The following is a 15,429-nucleotide window of genomic DNA, read 5'->3' as shown; positions in this document are numbered from 1 at the left end:
AGGGAGCGCAATACATGCACGAAGTCAATCACGAACATGATGCGCAGGCGCTGGCGGCTGCGGCATCGGCAGCCATGTACGAGCGCGACGAAGCGACCAAGTCGCTCGGCATGCGTATTGTCGGGATCGCACCGGGCAGTGCGCAGCTGACGATGCGTGTGCGTTCGGACATGCTGAACGGCCACCAGACCTGCCATGGCGGATTCATTTTTGCGCTGGCCGACAGCGCATTTGCCTTTGCCTGCAATAGCTACAATCTCAATACCGTTGCAGCCGGATGTTCGATCGAATATCTGGCGCCCGGCCGCGAAGGTGATGTGCTGTTAGCTGAGGCGGTCGAGCAGGCGCGTAGCGGCAAGACCGGCGTATACGATGTCACGGTCACCAACCAGCACGGCGACCGTATCGCGCTTTTTCGCGGGAAGTCGCATCAGATCAAGGGCGAAGTGCTGGCCAGCATGGCCACTCGCACAGATTAAGGTTTTTTTGCCGACTCGATCGAGACGCAGATTACAAATCATAAGGAGACAGCCATGCCGCAACGCAATCCTAACCCGGGCGAGCTCGACCCCATTGAACGCGCGAGCAAAGACGAACTGCAGGCGCTGCAACTGGAGCGCATGAAGTGGACGGTCAGGCATGCGTATGACAACGTGCCGCACTACCGTACGGCATTCGACAAGGCAGGCGTTCATCCGGATGATCTGAAGAGCCTGGCCGACCTAGCCAAGTTTCCCTTCACTACCAAGAAGGATCTGCGCGACAACTACCCATTCAAGATGTTTGCGGTTCCGCGCGAAAAGGTCGTGCGCGTCCATGCATCCAGCGGCACGACAGGCAAGCCGACCGTCGTCGGTTATACCCAAAAGGATATCGATACCTGGGCCGATGTGGTGGCGCGTTCCATCCGTGCGGCTGGCGGCCGCGCCGGCGATATTGTCCACATCGCCTACGGGTATGGATTGTTCACCGGAGGCTTGGGCGCGCATTACGGCGCGGAGCGGCTGGGATGCACGGTCATTCCTATGTCCGGCGGCCAGACCGAAAAACAGGTCCAGCTGATTGAGGATTTCAAGCCCGACATCATCATGGTCACACCTTCGTACATGCTCAATATCGTCGAAGAGTACCAGCGCCAGGGACTCGATGCGGCGGCCAGTTCGCTAAAGGTCGGTATCTTCGGTGCAGAGCCATGGACCGACGCGATGCGCGCGGAAATCGAACAACGCGCCGGCATCGATGCGGTCGACATTTATGGCTTGTCCGAAGTGATCGGCCCTGGTGTGGCAAGCGAATGCATAGAAAGCAAGGATGGCCCGGTCATCTGGGAAGACCATTTCTATCCCGAGATCATCAACCCGGATACGGGCGAAGTGGTGGCAGACGGGGAAGAGGGCGAACTGGTGTTCACTTCGCTGACCAAGGAGGCTTTGCCCATCATTCGTTATCGCACACGCGACCTGACGCGACTGCTGCCGCCGACATCGCGCTCCATGCGGCGCATCGCCAAGATCACGGGACGGTCCGACGACATGCTGATCATCCGTGGCGTCAATGTTTTTCCCTCGCAAATAGAAGAACTGGTGCTGAAACAGTCTAGGCTCGCGCCGCAATACCAGCTGGTGCTGGGTCGTGACGGACATCTGGACAAGCTCGACGTGATCGTGGAATTGCGGCCCGAGATTTCAGGGAAATTGTCTGCGGTTGAAACCGATGCGGTGGCGCGCGAGCTGCAGCACCAGATCAAGGTCTATGTCGGTGTGACCACCGAGGTGCAAGTGCTGGCATCCGAAGGTGTCGAGCGCACCGCCACCGGCAAGGCCAGGCGCGTTGTCGACAAACGTCCGCGATAGACGTTCCGGGTGAAGCTGCATGGGCCGCCTGCGTATCCATGTCCATGCAGCCATCTGAGCATTTCATCCGTTTGCGCTATGATTCCCGGTTCTATTGAACGAAGAGGGAATACTTCATGGCGCAAACGTCTTCACGCACTAAGTTTAAACAGTTGCTTGCCTCCATCGTTGCCGGCACTGCGGTATCGATTGCAGCGGTCCCCGTCATTGCGACGGCGGCTCCGCCCGCTAAACAAGCCACTCAAGTCCCTGGTTACTACCGCATGCAGCTCGGCGACATTGAAGTCACGGCCCTCTACGATGGTTATGTCGCGCTCGATCAAAAGCTTTTGAAGGGGGCCAGCGCCAAGGATATCCAGCAGCTTCTGGCACGCATGTTTATCGCATCGTCAAAGGGCGTACAGACGGCGGTCAATGCCTATCTCGTCAATACCGGCAACAACCTGATTCTGGTCGATGCAGGGGCCGCCAAATGCTTCGGCCCGACGCTGGGCGTCATCGGCGACAACATTCGCGCGGCCGGGTATGAACCGGCGCAAATCGATACGGTGTTGATCACGCATTTGCATGGCGACCATGTATGCGGTATTTCAACCGCCGACGGCAAGCCGGCGTTTCCGAATGCGACCGTATTTGTGGCGAAGGAAGAGGCGGCATTCTGGCTGGACAAGAACGTAGCGGCTAAGGCGCCCAAGGAAATGCAACCCTTCTTCAAGATGGCGGAAGATGCGGTTGCACCGTATGTGCGCGACAACAAGCTGAAACAGTTCGGCGCGGGCGACACGCTGGTGCCAGGCGTCGTTTCGGTGCCAGCGCATGGGCATACGCCCGGGCATGCCGGCTACCAGTTCTCATCCGCGGATCAAAAGCTGTTGATATGGGGTGATATCGTGCACAGTCACGCCGTGCAATTCGCGCGGCCGGAAGTGGCGATTGAATTCGATGTCGACAACAAACAGGCGATTGCCACCCGCAAGAAAATCTTTGCCGACGCGGCCAGGAACAAACTGTGGATCGCGGGCGCGCATCTTCCTTTCCCCGGCATCGGACATGTCCGCGCGGAAAAGAAGGGGTATGCATGGGTGCCGCTTGAATACTCTCCGCTGCTTCCTAAGTGATGGATTGGCTTTCGCGTAGTAAGCACGCGAAAGCCTCATGACTGTCATGCCGGCAGCGACGATGGCTTGTCACTGCCTCTATTGCATTGGTCGATAACTTATGCCGCCTGCTTCAGCGTAGGGTAATCGGTGTAACCACGCCCGCTGCCACCGTAGTACGTGCTTTGATCAGGCTTGTTCAATCCCGCGCCGTGACGGAAACGTTCGACCAGGTCCGGGTTGGCAAGGAAGGGACGGCCGAATGCGACTGCGTCGCCGATCTTGTTGGCAATCAGGGCGTCGGCTTCGGCTGCCGTATAGCCACCGCAGAAAATCAGCAGGCCATTGAAGTTCGCACGGATCTGGCGGCGGAATTCATCGCTCAGTTCGGGGCCGCCGACCCAGTCGGGCTCGGCAATGTGCAGGTAAGCGATGCCGCGACGGGTAAATTCCTTTGCCAGGTACAGGGTGCTGGCGTCGGCTTCTTCGTCAGCTATGTCATGCGCGATGAAGTGCGGTGACAGCCTGACGCCGACGCGATCCGCACCCATTTCGGCGATGGCCGCATCCACTACTTCAAGCACGAAGCGCGCACGGTTTTCGATTGAGCCACCGTACTCGTCGGTACGCAGATTGGAATTGGTCGACAGGAACTGATGCGGTAGATAGCCGTTCGCGGAATGGATTTCAATGAAATCGAAACCGGCGCGATCGGCGCGCGCCGCCGCCTGACGATATTGCTCGACAATATCCTTGATTTCAGGCGTGGTCAGCGCACGCGGCTTGCCGGTCGGAACATTCGCGGTGGTGCCGTCAGGCTGGACGACGAAGCATTTCGCGTTGCGTGCAATCACGGCGGAGGGAGCCACGGGATCTGCGCCATCGGCTTGCAGTAGCGGATGCGATATGCGACCGACGTGCCATAACTGGGCGGCGATGCGGCCGCCTTTCGCGTGCACTGCTTCGGTGACTTTTTTCCAGCCGGCTTCCTGCTCATCGGTATAGATGCCTGGCGTCCACGCATACCCTTGGCCTTGTCTGGATACTTGAGTGCCTTCCGACACGATCAGGCCGGCACCGGCGCGTTGCGCGTAGTATTCAGTATTCAATTCGGTCGGAACATCACCCGGTTGCCCGGCGCGCGAACGTGTCAGCGGAGCCATGACGGTACGGTTGGATAAGGTGATAGATCCGGCGTTTACCGGCGACAGCAGGTTGTCGTACATAAAAGCTCCTTTTATTAGACCGGTCGGCTAGTGGCGACCGAATAAAAATGGGCATAGCCCAGAAAGAAATAATTAGACCGGTCGTCTAATTTTCGATTCAAAAAAATGCCGAATGACCGGCACGTTATTACTTTGTTCCGTCAAGCATTTGTCGGGTTTGCGCATAAGCGCGCTCCAGTGAAGCATTGGAACCATTCGCCCGTGCCAGCACGCTCGCTCCTACCCACATTGCATATAGCGACTCGGCCAGTTGCTCCGGTTCGATATCTTCATGGATGGATCCATCTGTTTTGCCGAGCCGAAGCGCACTCGTAAAGTGTCCGACAATGCGGTTCATCCCGGCAGACAGTTCTTCGCGCATCGCTTCGGACAGGTCGCATACTTCCGCCGCGAGCTTCACCGCGAGACAGGAATGATGCGCGCCGCAGGCAGTCTGGTTATCCAGCCAAACCTTGAAGTAACCCAATACCAGATCGCGTCCCGTGCAAGTTCTTGCTGCATTGCGGGTCGCAAAACGCGATTCATAGTCTTGAAAATACCGCTCCAGCAGCGCTACGCCGAAACCTTCCTTCGATTTGAAGTAATGATAAAACGAGCCTTTCGGCACTTCGGCCTTGCCCAGGATTTCACTCAAGCCGACAGCGGAAAACCCGCGCGCAAGAATAAGCGCTTCTCCCGCCGAGAGAATGCGTTCACGAGTGTCCTGATAATTTGCGTTGCGATCCATGGGATGGATACTACTAGACCGGTCGTCTAGAAGCAAGCACATTGCATGATTATTTGAGATCCCGTTGAAATCCTTCTCTTGTTATCTCTTGTTTATTTACTTCAGAGAAAGGTTTTCCGCCAACACCTCGGTAATTACCTCATGCAAGCGGGAGATCGCTGGTGTTGTCGGCTTATCGGCCTGCGATATACAAAGACCGATTCGAGGCAATGCGGGCAATGCACGCGCGGGTCCGATGTTTGCCAAACCATGCGGGATCGACACCGCCGACCGTACCGTCAGCCCAAGTCCGGCTTCTGCCGCCGCCCATAGGCCGCCCAGGCTGAGACTGGTCACGGCGATACGCCATTTGATCCCCGCGTCGTCCAGTGCCTTGATGGCTGCCTGCCGAAATATGCAGGGACTCTCCAGCAATAGCAGCGGCAGGGGTTCCTCGGATGGCCAATTCGTGTCCGGCTTGCCTATCCAGGTCATGTCCAGTTCCGCGACACGCTTGATGTCGGCGCGCCTGTCGTTGGAAAAGATCAGCGCGATATCGATTTCATTGCGCTCGATTTGCGCCGCCAGCACCGAATTGCGGTCCATGCGTATTTCGATTGCGACATGCGGATGAGAGCGGGCGAAACGTGCCAGCGTCGCCGGCAGCCAAGTGTTTTCGAAGTCGACGGACATGCCGAAGCGCACGCTGCCCATGATCGCCGATCCGCGCACGGCGGCCACGGTTTCCGCGTTGAGTTCCAGCATGCGCAGCGCGTAATCGTGCAGGGTTTTGCCAGCCGGGGTCAGCGCCAGCGCGCGTCCCTGCTTCTCGAAGATCTCGACATCAAGCTGTTCTTCCAACTTTTTCATTTGCAGGCTGACGGCCGATTGGGATCGACCAATCCGGTCGGCGGCCCGCGCAAAGCTGCCTGTGGTAATGCCGATCACCAGCGTCCGCAGCAAATCCATATCCAACAGGAGCTTGCTCATATATGAGAAATATAAAAGTATTTAATTAAAACTTTGAATTTTACAAATATATCTTAACGCTCTACAGTGCTTCTGTCAGCAGCAGTTTTAATCAGCCTCAAACCTGTCATCGACCTATTCACAAGGAGCCACCATGCCTTTTGTATCCATCTTCCTGCCCAAAGGCAGTTCCGCCGAAGCCAAGCGGCACGTATCCGACGCTGTCCATCAGGCGTTGACGGAAACTTTCAACGTACCCGCGGACGACCGCTTCCAGGTCATCAGCGAACGCGGACCCGATGAATTGATTTGTACGCCTTCCTACCTCGGCATCAGCCATACGAGCAATGTCGTATTCGTACAAGTGGCCTGTCGCGAAGGCCGCACAGTCGACATGAAGAAAGCGTTGTTTCGTCGCATGGCGGAACTGGTCTCTGAATCCGGCGTATTTTTAGCCGCAGACGTATTCATCAACCTGGTCGAGGTAAAGAAGGAAAACTGGTCGTTCGGCAACGGCCTTGCACAATACGCCTGAATCGATACTCAATCGGCTTTGCGATGCCGCCCGTGGCGCCACGGGCGAACGGCGATGGCGTTGTACAATGAAGCGAGCAGGTGTCCGCTGCATGGACGCGGTGCAGGCATCCATATTGCATCCGGACTCACATGATGACGACCACATTCGAACCCATTATTCGCAATCTTCTCGATACCGACCTGTACAAGTTCACGATGTGGCAATCGCTGCTGCATGCGTTTCCTGCAAATCAGGCCGAGTACCGGTTCGTATGCCGTAATACGCCGGCATTTCCGCTGGCCGATCTCAAGCAGGATGTCGAGCGCGAATTGGATGCATTGTGCGCAATGCGTTTTACCGATGCGGACCTCGACTACTTGCGCACGCGACCTTTCCTGAAGTCGGATTTCATTGATTTTCTGCGCATCTTCCAGTTCCAGCGGCGCTATCTCACCATCGAAACCGAGGGTGCCAATCTCAGCATTGTGGCGAAGGGCCCACAGATTCATGTGATGGGCATGGAAGTCTATGTGCTGGCGATCGTCAACGAACTCTATTGCCGTCGTTTTGATCGATCGGCGGCAATCGAAGAGGGAAGCAGGCGGCTACAGGCAAAAATCGACCTGCTGCGCCAGCAAGGTGCATCAACCAAAGAGCGTCGCCACCCATTCGAGTTTTTTGACTTCGGTACCCGCCGCCGATTTTCGGCAAGCTGGCATGAGCATGTGGTTGCCACCTTGCATAAGGAAGTGCCGGAGTATTTCAAGGCCACGTCCAATGTGCACCTTGCGCGCAAGTATGGCCTTGTTCCGATCGGCACGATGGCGCATGAATACTTGCAGACTTTCCAGGCCGTTGGTGTCCAGCTCAAGCAATTCCAAAAGGCATCGCTGGAAGCCTGGGTGCAGGAATATCGTGGCGACCTGGGCATTGCACTGACCGACGTGGTCGGTATGGATGCCTTCCTCAATGATTTCGATCTGTATTTTGCCAAGCTGTTCGACGGACTGCGCCATGATTCGGGCGACCCTTCGGAATGGGCGCGCAAGGCATTGGCGCACTATGCAAAACTGCGGATCGATGCGCATACCAAGCGCCTGGTTTTCTCGGATGGCCTTAACCTTCCCAAAGCCTTGTCGTTGCATGCCGAGTTTGCCGATCGCGTACAAATGGGATTCGGCATCGGCACCAATCTGTCGAACGATATGGGGACGGAAACGCTCAATATCGTAATGAAGCTGCTCAAGTGCAATGGCCAGCCGGTTGCCAAGCTGTCGGATTCGGAAGGCAAGGCCTTGTATGTGGACGCGACTTTCCTGGCCTATCTGCGCCAGCAATTCCATCGCGAGTAGCGACCGGTCAGAAACAAAAAATCCCTGCAAGCGTAGCGCTGCAGGGATTTTTATTGAACAGAAGAACACTCTGCCTTAAAGGCAGGGTGTTCGGTGGGTACTGAAAGATCTTAGCGGCCCGGCGCTTCGGCCTTGACCTTCAGGCGCCATGCATGCAGCAGCGGTTCGGTATAGCCGCTTGGCTGCTCAAGACCCTTCATCACCAGATCACGCGCTGCACGATACGCATACGACGATTCGAAGTTGGGCGCCATCGGCTTGTAGAACGGATCGTTGTCGTTTTGCGCATCCACGACCTTGGCCATGCGCTGCAGGGTTTCGTCGACTTGCGCCTGCGTCACCACACCGTGCAGCAGCCAGTTGGCGATGTGCTGGCTGGAGATGCGCAGGGTCGCGCGGTCTTCCATCAGGCCGACATTGTGAATATCGGGCACTTTGGAGCAGCCCACACCCTGGTCGACCCAGCGAACGACGTAACCGAGAATGCCTTGCGCATTGTTGTCGAGTTCCTGCTGGATTTCGGCAGCCGACCATTTGGCCTCGGCCACGACGGGTACTTTCAGCAAGTCGCCGAGCAGGCGCTCGATCTCGGCGGGCGCGTCGATCTTCTCGAGTTCTTTCTGGATCTCGGACACGTTCACCTGATGGTAGTGCAACGCATGCAGGGTAGCCGCCGTGGGAGAGGGCACCCAGGCGGTGTTTGCGCCGGCTTTCGGATGCACGATCTTCTGTTCCAGCATCGCGGCCATCAAGTCCGGCATCGCCCACATGCCCTTGCCGATCTGCGCACGTCCGCGCAGACCGGAGGACAAGCCGACCAACACGTTGCTGCGCTCGTAGGCTGTCAGCCATGCACTGGTTTTCATGTCGCCCTTGCGCATCATCGGCCCGGCCTGCATGGCGGTGTGCATTTCATCGCCGGTACGGTCGAGGAAGCCGGTATTAATGAAGGCGACGCGCGAGCGCGCCTCCGCGATGCAAGCCCTGAGGTTGACGCTGGTGCGGCGCTCTTCGTCCATGATGCCGAGCTTGACGGTATTTACCGGCAGGCCGAGCAGTTGCTCGACGCGGCCGAACAGTTCGCCGGCAAACGCGATTTCCGCCGGGCCATGCATCTTCGGCTTGACGATGTACACCGAACCGGTGCGCGAATTGCCGATTTCCTGCCCTTGCTTGCGCTTGAGGTCATGCAAGGCGATAGCGACGGTCACGACCGCATCCATGATGCCTTCCGGGATTTCCTGGCCGTTTTCGAGCAGGATCGCCGGATTGGTCATCAGGTGACCGACATTACGCAGGAACAGCAGCGAGCGGCCATGCAGCGTGACGACGTCATCCTTCGCATCGGTCGCGCCGACACCGGCGGTGTATTTGCGATCCGCATTCAGGCTGCGGGTAAAAGTCTTTTCGCCCTTGGTGACGCTTTCCGTCAGCGTAGCCTGCAGAATGCCGAGCCAGTTGTTGTAGGCCAGCACCTTGTCGTCGGCATCGACCGCTGCAACGGAGTCTTCCAGGTCCAGAATCGTGGAGAGAGCCGACTCGATGACGAGATCCGCGACACCGGCCGGGTCATCCTTGCCGATCGGCGTGGCGCGGTCGATCTGGATATCGATATGCAGGCCATTGTTTTTCAGCAGGATGGAGGATGGCTGCTCGGCTTGCCCCTGGTATCCGACGAACTTCGCTTCATCTGCCAGACCGGTGACGCTGCCATCGGTCAGCTTGACCGCGAGCTTGCCGCCGGCTACCTGATAGGTGACGGCGTCGCGATGCGAACCCTTCGCCAGCGGCGCTGCCTGGTCGAGGAAGTTGCGCGCGAAGGCGACGACCTTGGCGCCGCGGATCGGATTGTAGCCTTGACCGGCGGGGCCTTTTCTGGTCGCACCGTCGGTTTCGGGAAGCGCATCGGTGCCGTACAGCGCGTCGTACAACGAACCCCAGCGTGCGTTCGCCGCGTTCAGCGCATAGCGGGCATTCAGAATGGGTACAACCAGTTGAGGGCCAGCCTGCAAGGCAAGTTCGGCGTCCACGTTGGTTGTCGTTGCTTTCGCGTCCTGCGGCTGCGGTACCAGATAACCGATCGATTGCAGGAAGGAGCGATAAGCGTGCATGTCGCCGATCGGACCCGGATTGGACTTGTGCCATTGGTCGAGCTCGGTCTGCAAACGGTCGCGCTCGGCCAGCAGGGCGGCATTCTTGGGCGCGAGATCGTGCGCAATGGCGTCAAAGCCTTTCCAGAAGCTGGCGCTGTCGATGCCGGTGCCGGGAAGCACCTTTTCTTCGATAAATCGGTGGAGCACGGTTGCAACTTGAAGTCGCTGGCAGGAAGTGCGAGTAGTCATTGTGTGAGACCTCTTATGTTGTTGTGATAAACGAAATAAAAAACGATCGGGAGCGCATGATTTCAGTCGCTGGACCCTAAAGCTGTTTATCGCTGTGCCAGGTCGGTTTTGTCGTTTGGATATTAACGATTCAACAGCTATCGTACCAACTCCAGGCACATAAAATGTCTAGAAGTATATGTAATTCAAAATTGAGTAATTAATCAAATTTATCAATTCATTTGTGCGTTTTAGTGATAGCTGATTATTGACGAGCAGGCTGTTGAGATGGTGATTTCGCACTGCGCGTTCATTCTATTTATAGGTGCATTTGTGCTGAACACATCACGTCCCACTTAGATCAACTCCAAAACTTCTTTATGGGATAGCCAAAACGGCAACAATTCGCAAGTTGATGCTCAAAACTGCTTGAAACTAAAATAGTTTAAGCTTAAAGTAATTTGCAACAGGGACCTCAGCGATACTCGGGGCTTACTCCCCCTTTTTTTCGTAATCAGATTGAGCGTAGGGACTGGACATGAACGAGACTGCATATACAGACAGCTTTGCCCGCGACCATCTGCCGCCGCGCGAGCAATGGCCCGAACTGCTGTTCGATTTGCCGGAGCTTCAATATCCGCAGCGGCTCAATTGTGCGATCGAGCTGCTCGACAAAATGGTGACGTCGGGATCCGCCGGCAAGCCGGCTCTGATCCATCGCTCCATGTCATGGACCTATGCCGAATTGCTTGACAAGGTGAACCGCATCGCCGCCGTGTTGCGCGAAGACATGCATCTCGTTCCCGGCAATCGCGTGTTATTGCGCGGCGCCAACCATCCGATGCTGGCCGCCGCCATCCTGGCCGTATGGAAGGCAGGCTGCATCGCCGTTCCCACCATGCCCCTGCTGCGCGCGCCTGAACTGTCGGTCATCATCGACAAGGCGCAGATCAATGCCGCTCTTTGCGCCGCCTGCCTGAAGGATGAACTGGAACTGGCGCGAGAGCAGTCGCCGGTGCTGGGACAGGTCGTTTACTATCAAGACGCCGGACACGATTCGCTGGAACAGTTGATGCAGTCGAAGTCGGGCAGCTTCGAAGCGACCGATACCTGCGCCGAAGACGTTTGCCTGATCGCGTTTACTTCGGGAACGACGGGCAAGCCCAAGGGCGCGATGCATTTTCATCGCGACATTCTTGCCGTGTGCGATACCTTCCCGCGCTCGATTCTGCAATCGCGCCCGGAAGATGTCTTTATCGGCACGCCGCCCCTGGCCTTTACCTTTGGACTTGGCGGCCTGCTGCTGTTTCCCTTGCGTGTGGGGGCAAGCACCGTATTGCTGGAAAAGCTGACGCCCGAGACGCTGATGCAGGCCATCGAGGAATTCCGCCCGACCGTGTGCTTTACCGCGCCGACTTTCTATCGTCAGATGGCGCCGCTCGCTTCCCGCCATGACATCTCCAGCCTGAAGAAAACCGTGTCGGCCGGGGAGGCCTTGCCGGTGGCAACGCGGGAGAGCTGGCAGCGCGCCACGGATATCGCGATGGTCGATGGAATCGGGTCGACCGAAATGCTGCACATCTTCATCTCGGCCTCGGGCAATACCATTCGCCCTGGTGCAACCGGAAAACCCGTGCCGGGCTATCGCGCCTGCGTCCTCGATGAAGACGGCAATCCCGCCGGACCAGGAGTCGTCGGCAGGCTGGCGGTCAAAGGTCCTACCGGCTGCCGCTATCTGTCCGATCCGCGTCAGGCGGACTATGTGTACGACGGCTGGAACCTCACTGGCGACGCGTATGAAATAGATGCGGACGGCTATTTCTGGTACCGCGCGCGTACCGACGACATGATCATTTCGGCCGGTTACAACATCGCTGGGCCTGAGGTGGAAGATGCGCTGCTGAAGCATCCCGCAGTGGCCGAGTGCGCCGTGATCGGCGTTCCCGACGAAGAACGGGGACAAATCGTTAAGGCTTTCGTCGTGCTCAAGCAGGGAATTGCTTCAGATGACGAGATGACGAAGCAATTGCAAGCCTTCGTCAAGCAAAGCATCGCGCCGTACAAGTATCCGCGCGCTGTCGAATATCGCACTTCCTTGCCAAGAACGGAAACCGGCAAGCTGCAGCGATTCAAACTGCGGCAAGGCATTGTATGAGCCTGATTGAACAGCCTTATCAGCAAAAAGCGAGAAAGCCCATGAAGATCGTATGCATCGGCGGCGGGCCTGCCGGCCTGTATTTCGGCCTGCTGATGAAAAAGCAGAATCCCGAACACCAGATCACCATCATCGAGCGTAACCGCCCATATGACACCTTCGGCTGGGGCGTGGTGTTTTCCGATCAGACCTTGGGCAACCTGGTCGCCGCCGACGAAGATACAGCGCGCACGATCCTTCAGTCATTCAACCACTGGGACGACATCGATGTGCACTTCAAGGGAAAGACCGTCACATCCGGCGGTCACGGCTTTTGCGGGATAGGACGCAAGCGTCTGCTGAACATCCTGCAAGCCCGCTGCGAGGAACTTGGCGTCAAGCTGGTGTTCGAGACCGATGTAGTTGACGACCAACTGGTCGCGGCGGAATACGGCGCCGATATGGTCATTGCCTGCGACGGCTTGAACAGCCGCATTCGCACGCGTTACGCGGACGTCTTCAAGCCGGATATCGATGCCCGTAAATGCCGCTTTGTCTGGCTCGGTACGAAAAAGATGTTCGATGCGTTCACCTTCGCCTTCGAGGAAACGGAACACGGCTGGTTTCAGGCCCACATCTATCAATTTGATGGCGACACCTCGACCTTTATTGTCGAAGCGCTGGAAGATACGTGGATCCGTGCCGGCATCGACAGGATGAGCCAGGAAGAGGGCATTGCCTTTTGCGAAAAGCTCTTCGCACGCTGTCTGGACGGCTATCCCCTGTTAAGCAACGCGAAGCATTTGCGTGGATCGGCGATCTGGATCAGGTTTCCAAGGGTGATCTGCGATACGTGGGTGCGCTGGAGCGATATCCACGGCAAACCCGTACCGGTGGTCCTGATGGGAGACGCGGCGCACACCGCGCATTTTTCCATCGGATCCGGCACCAAGCTCGCGCTTGAGGATGCGATTGAACTTGCACGCTGTTTCGAGAAGCATGGCGAGCAGGGACTGGAAGAGGTCTTGAATGCCTATCAGATCCTGCGTTCGATCGAAGTGCTCAAGATCCAGAGCGCGGCCCGCAACTCGATGGAGTGGTTTGAAAACGTGCAACGTTATGCGCACATGGAGCCGGAACAGTTTGCCTATTCCATGCTTACGCGCAGCCAGCGGATTTCGCATGAAAACCTGCGTCTGCGCGACGCGGCCTATGTGCAGCGCTATGAAAGCTGGATTGCCGAGCGTGCATTCGAGCAGGCAGCCTGCCCGCCGCCGCAAGCGGCATCCGACCACAGCATTCCTCCGATGTTCACGCCGTTCCGCATGCGCGGCACCGTGCTCAAGAACCGCATCGTCGTGTCGCCGATGGCGCAGTACTCGGCGGTCGACGGTCTGGTCGGCGATTATCATCTCGTGCACCTCGGCAGCCGTGCGACGGGCGGCGCCGGTATGGTCTTCGCCGAAATGACCTGCGTTTCCGCCGACGCGCGCATCACGCCGGGCTGCCCTGGCATGTACACGCCGGAACACACGCAGGCATGGAAACGTATCGTCGATTTCGTCCACGCGAATACCGATGCAAAGATTGCCATGCAACTGGGTCACGCCGGGCCAAAGGGATCGACCCGTGTGGCATGGGAAGGCATCGATCTGCCGCTTGCCTCGGAAAACTGGCCGCTGGTCGCGGCATCTCCGCAGCAATACATCGAAAACGTGTCACAGTTCGCGCGGGCCGCGACGCGCGCGGATATGGAGCGCATCGAGGCAGATTTCGTGCGTGCGGCGCAGGCCGCCGCACAAGCAGGATTCGACTGGCTTGAACTGCATTGCGCGCACGGCTATCTCTTGTCAAGTTTTATTTCTCCGCTGACCAATCTGCGCGACGACGAGTACGGCGGTACGCTGGCGAACCGCTGCCGCTTCCCGCTGCAGGTGTTCACCGCAATTCGCGCGGTGTGGCCGCAGGACAAGCCGATCAGCGTACGCATCTCGGCGCACGACTGGGTGGAAGGCGGCATCACGCCTAATGAAGCGGTGCAGATTGCAAAGCTGTTCAAGCAAGCCGGCGCGGACATGATTGATTGCTCATCCGGGCAAGTCAGCAAGAAGGAACAGCCGGTATTTGGCCGCATGTACCAGACGCCGTTCGCCGATCGCATCCGCAACGAGGCGTGTATTCCCACCATTGCCGTCGGCGCCATTTATGAAGCCGATCATGCCAACAGCATCATCGCCGCCGGCAGGGCGGATCTGTGCGCGCTTGCGCGGCCGCATCTTGCCAATCCGGCATGGACGCTTAATGAGGCCGCCAAAATCGGCTTCACCGAGTTGGAATGGCCTAAGCAGTATCTCTCTGGCAAAGCCCAGCTGGAACGCAACCTCGAACGCGAAAGGCAGATGGCTGCAGCCAACAGTGGTCTGACGCCGCAGCAAATCGCGGCCCGCCTGATGGAGGGCGCATGAGCAATGCTGCACTACCTCTGAGCGGCAAGCATGCAGTCGTGACCGGCGGCGGTCGCGGCATCGGTGCTGCCATTGCCGCAAGCCTGCTCCGGCAAGGCGCGCGACTGACGCTGCTGGGCCGGAGCGAAACCACGCTGGCCGAGACAGCCAGCCGTCTAGAGGCACTGGGACGTATCGACTACGTCTGTGCCGATGTGGCCGATGCGGATGCCGTGACACATGCGTTTTCGAAAGCGGAGTCACTGGGCGGAACAATCGACATCCTCATCAACAACGCCGGCCAGGCCGTCTCCGCTCCCTTCGTCAAGACCGATGCGCAACTCTGGAACCGCATGCTGGCGGTCAACCTGAACGGCTGCTTTCACTGCACGCAGGCAGTCTTGCCCGGGATGCTGCGCAGTGGATGGGGGCGCATCGTCAATGTCGCCAGTACTGCCGGCCTGACCGGCTACGGTTATGTGTCCGCCTATTGCGCAGCAAAGCATGGCGTGATCGGGCTGACCCGCGCACTGGCGCTCGAACTGGCAACAAAAGGCATCACCGTCAACGCGGTATGCCCCGGCTATACCGACACCGACATGACGCAGGAAACGATTGCCAATATCGTCAGCAAGACTGCACGCAGTGCGGCCGAGGCGCAGGCCGAACTCAGTATGAAAAATCCGCAGAAACGTCTTGTCGCGCCGGAAGAAGTGGCCAATGCCGTCGCCTGGTTATGCCTGCCGCAATCCGCTGCAATGAACGGCCAGTCGATCACGGTGGCCGGCGGCGAAGTCATGTAAGGAAAGA

12 protein-coding genes are annotated in these 15,429 nt (G+C 57.8%); 8 read left to right on the top strand and 4 right to left on the bottom strand.

The window, feature by feature from the left end:
* Window positions 1-14: 14 nt before the first annotated feature.
* The 3 genes from paaI to D3871_RS21740 all read left to right on the top strand — a co-directional run bounded on the left by paaI (window position 15) and on the right by D3871_RS21740 (window position 2,971).
* The gene (gene paaI, locus D3871_RS21750) at window positions 15-479 is read left to right on the top strand and encodes a hydroxyphenylacetyl-CoA thioesterase PaaI (protein ID WP_119771121.1); all 465 of its coding nucleotides are present in this window, start codon (window positions 15-17) and stop codon (window positions 477-479) included.
* A 54-nt stretch (window positions 480-533) separates the two neighbouring features.
* Window positions 534-1,853: a phenylacetate--CoA ligase PaaK gene (gene paaK / locus D3871_RS21745; RefSeq protein WP_119771120.1), complete on the top strand. Its 1,320-nt coding sequence runs from the start codon at window positions 534-536 to the stop codon at window positions 1,851-1,853.
* Between the two features lie 116 nt (window positions 1,854-1,969).
* The gene (locus tag D3871_RS21740) at window positions 1,970-2,971 is read left to right on the top strand and encodes an MBL fold metallo-hydrolase (RefSeq protein ID WP_119771119.1); all 1,002 of its coding nucleotides are present in this window, start codon (window positions 1,970-1,972) and stop codon (window positions 2,969-2,971) included.
* Window positions 2,972-3,069: 98 nt separating this feature from the next.
* Here the strand turns inward: D3871_RS21740 and D3871_RS21735 are convergent, their stop codons facing one another.
* The 3 genes from D3871_RS21735 to D3871_RS21725 form a co-directional block, all read right to left on the bottom strand.
* Complete coding sequence (locus D3871_RS21735; protein WP_119771118.1) at window positions 3,070-4,176, bottom strand: alkene reductase; 1,107 nt, start codon at window positions 4,174-4,176, stop codon at window positions 3,070-3,072.
* Between the two features lie 127 nt (window positions 4,177-4,303).
* The gene (locus D3871_RS21730; protein WP_119771117.1) at window positions 4,304-4,903 is read right to left on the bottom strand and encodes a TetR/AcrR family transcriptional regulator; all 600 of its coding nucleotides are present in this window, start codon (window positions 4,901-4,903) and stop codon (window positions 4,304-4,306) included.
* A gap of 96 nt (window positions 4,904-4,999) precedes the next feature.
* Entirely contained in the window at window positions 5,000-5,851 is an 852-nt protein-coding gene (locus D3871_RS21725; RefSeq protein ID WP_233575791.1) for a LysR substrate-binding domain-containing protein, read from the bottom strand.
* Window positions 5,852-6,005: 154 nt separating this feature from the next.
* Here D3871_RS21725 and D3871_RS21720 point away from each other — a divergent pair, with 154 nt between their 5' ends.
* Entirely contained in the window at window positions 6,006-6,386 is a 381-nt protein-coding gene (locus tag D3871_RS21720; RefSeq protein ID WP_119771115.1) for a tautomerase family protein, read from the top strand.
* A gap of 131 nt (window positions 6,387-6,517) precedes the next feature.
* Window positions 6,518-7,720 carry a nicotinate phosphoribosyltransferase gene (gene pncB, locus D3871_RS21715; RefSeq protein ID WP_233575759.1) on the top strand — a complete coding sequence of 401 codons (1,203 nt, stop codon included), beginning with the start codon at window positions 6,518-6,520 and terminating at the stop codon, window positions 7,718-7,720.
* Between the two features lie 110 nt (window positions 7,721-7,830).
* Here pncB and D3871_RS21710 read toward each other — a convergent pair whose 3' ends face one another.
* Window positions 7,831-10,062: a malate synthase G gene (locus D3871_RS21710; RefSeq protein ID WP_119771114.1), complete on the bottom strand. Its 2,232-nt coding sequence runs from the start codon at window positions 10,060-10,062 to the stop codon at window positions 7,831-7,833.
* Between the two features lie 517 nt (window positions 10,063-10,579).
* Between D3871_RS21710 and D3871_RS21705 the strand changes: the two genes are divergently transcribed.
* The 3 genes from D3871_RS21705 to D3871_RS30555 are packed head-to-tail and all read left to right on the top strand — an operon-like array spanning window position 10,580 to window position 15,422.
* Window positions 10,580-12,196 carry a benzoate-CoA ligase family protein gene (locus tag D3871_RS21705; RefSeq protein WP_119771113.1) on the top strand — a complete coding sequence of 539 codons (1,617 nt, stop codon included), beginning with the start codon at window positions 10,580-10,582 and terminating at the stop codon, window positions 12,194-12,196.
* Between the two features lie 41 nt (window positions 12,197-12,237).
* Complete coding sequence (locus tag D3871_RS21700; RefSeq protein WP_119771491.1) at window positions 12,238-14,640, top strand: bifunctional salicylyl-CoA 5-hydroxylase/oxidoreductase; 2,403 nt, start codon at window positions 12,238-12,240, stop codon at window positions 14,638-14,640.
* Complete coding sequence (locus D3871_RS30555) at window positions 14,637-15,422, top strand: SDR family NAD(P)-dependent oxidoreductase (RefSeq protein ID WP_199724857.1); 786 nt, start codon at window positions 14,637-14,639, stop codon at window positions 15,420-15,422. Before D3871_RS21700 ends, D3871_RS30555 begins: the two co-directional genes overlap by 4 nt.
* Window positions 15,423-15,429: the final 7 nt, after the last annotated feature.

It is taken from the genome of Noviherbaspirillum saxi, assembly GCF_003591035.1.
Taxonomy (GTDB): Bacteria; Pseudomonadota; Gammaproteobacteria; order Burkholderiales; family Burkholderiaceae_D; genus Noviherbaspirillum; species Noviherbaspirillum saxi.
This window is presented reverse-complemented; position numbering and strand designations above follow the sequence as displayed.

Bases quoted from the DNA above. Each gene is read 5' to 3' on its own strand.
- D3871_RS21735 (WP_119771118.1), bottom strand. From the start codon at position 4,176: ATGTACGACAACCTGCTGTCGCCGGTAAACGCCGGATCTATCACCTTA.
- D3871_RS21705 (WP_119771113.1), top strand. From the start codon at position 10,580: ATGAACGAGACTGCATATACAGACAGCTTTGCCCGCGACCATCTGCCG.
- D3871_RS21700 (WP_119771491.1), top strand. From the start codon at position 12,238: ATGAAGATCGTATGCATCGGCGGCGGGCCTGCCGGCCTGTATTTCGGC.
- paaI (WP_119771121.1), top strand. From the start codon at position 15: ATGCACGAAGTCAATCACGAACATGATGCGCAGGCGCTGGCGGCTGCG.
- D3871_RS21710 (WP_119771114.1), bottom strand. From the start codon at position 10,062: ATGACTACTCGCACTTCCTGCCAGCGACTTCAAGTTGCAACCGTGCTC.
- pncB (WP_233575759.1), top strand. From the start codon at position 6,518: ATGATGACGACCACATTCGAACCCATTATTCGCAATCTTCTCGATACC.
- D3871_RS21720 (WP_119771115.1), top strand. From the start codon at position 6,006: ATGCCTTTTGTATCCATCTTCCTGCCCAAAGGCAGTTCCGCCGAAGCC.
- D3871_RS21725 (WP_233575791.1), bottom strand. From the start codon at position 5,851: ATGGATTTGCTGCGGACGCTGGTGATCGGCATTACCACAGGCAGCTTT.
- D3871_RS21730 (WP_119771117.1), bottom strand. From the start codon at position 4,903: ATGGATCGCAACGCAAATTATCAGGACACTCGTGAACGCATTCTCTCG.
- paaK (WP_119771120.1), top strand. From the start codon at position 534: ATGCCGCAACGCAATCCTAACCCGGGCGAGCTCGACCCCATTGAACGC.
- D3871_RS30555 (WP_199724857.1), top strand. From the start codon at position 14,637: ATGAGCAATGCTGCACTACCTCTGAGCGGCAAGCATGCAGTCGTGACC.
- D3871_RS21740 (WP_119771119.1), top strand. From the start codon at position 1,970: ATGGCGCAAACGTCTTCACGCACTAAGTTTAAACAGTTGCTTGCCTCC.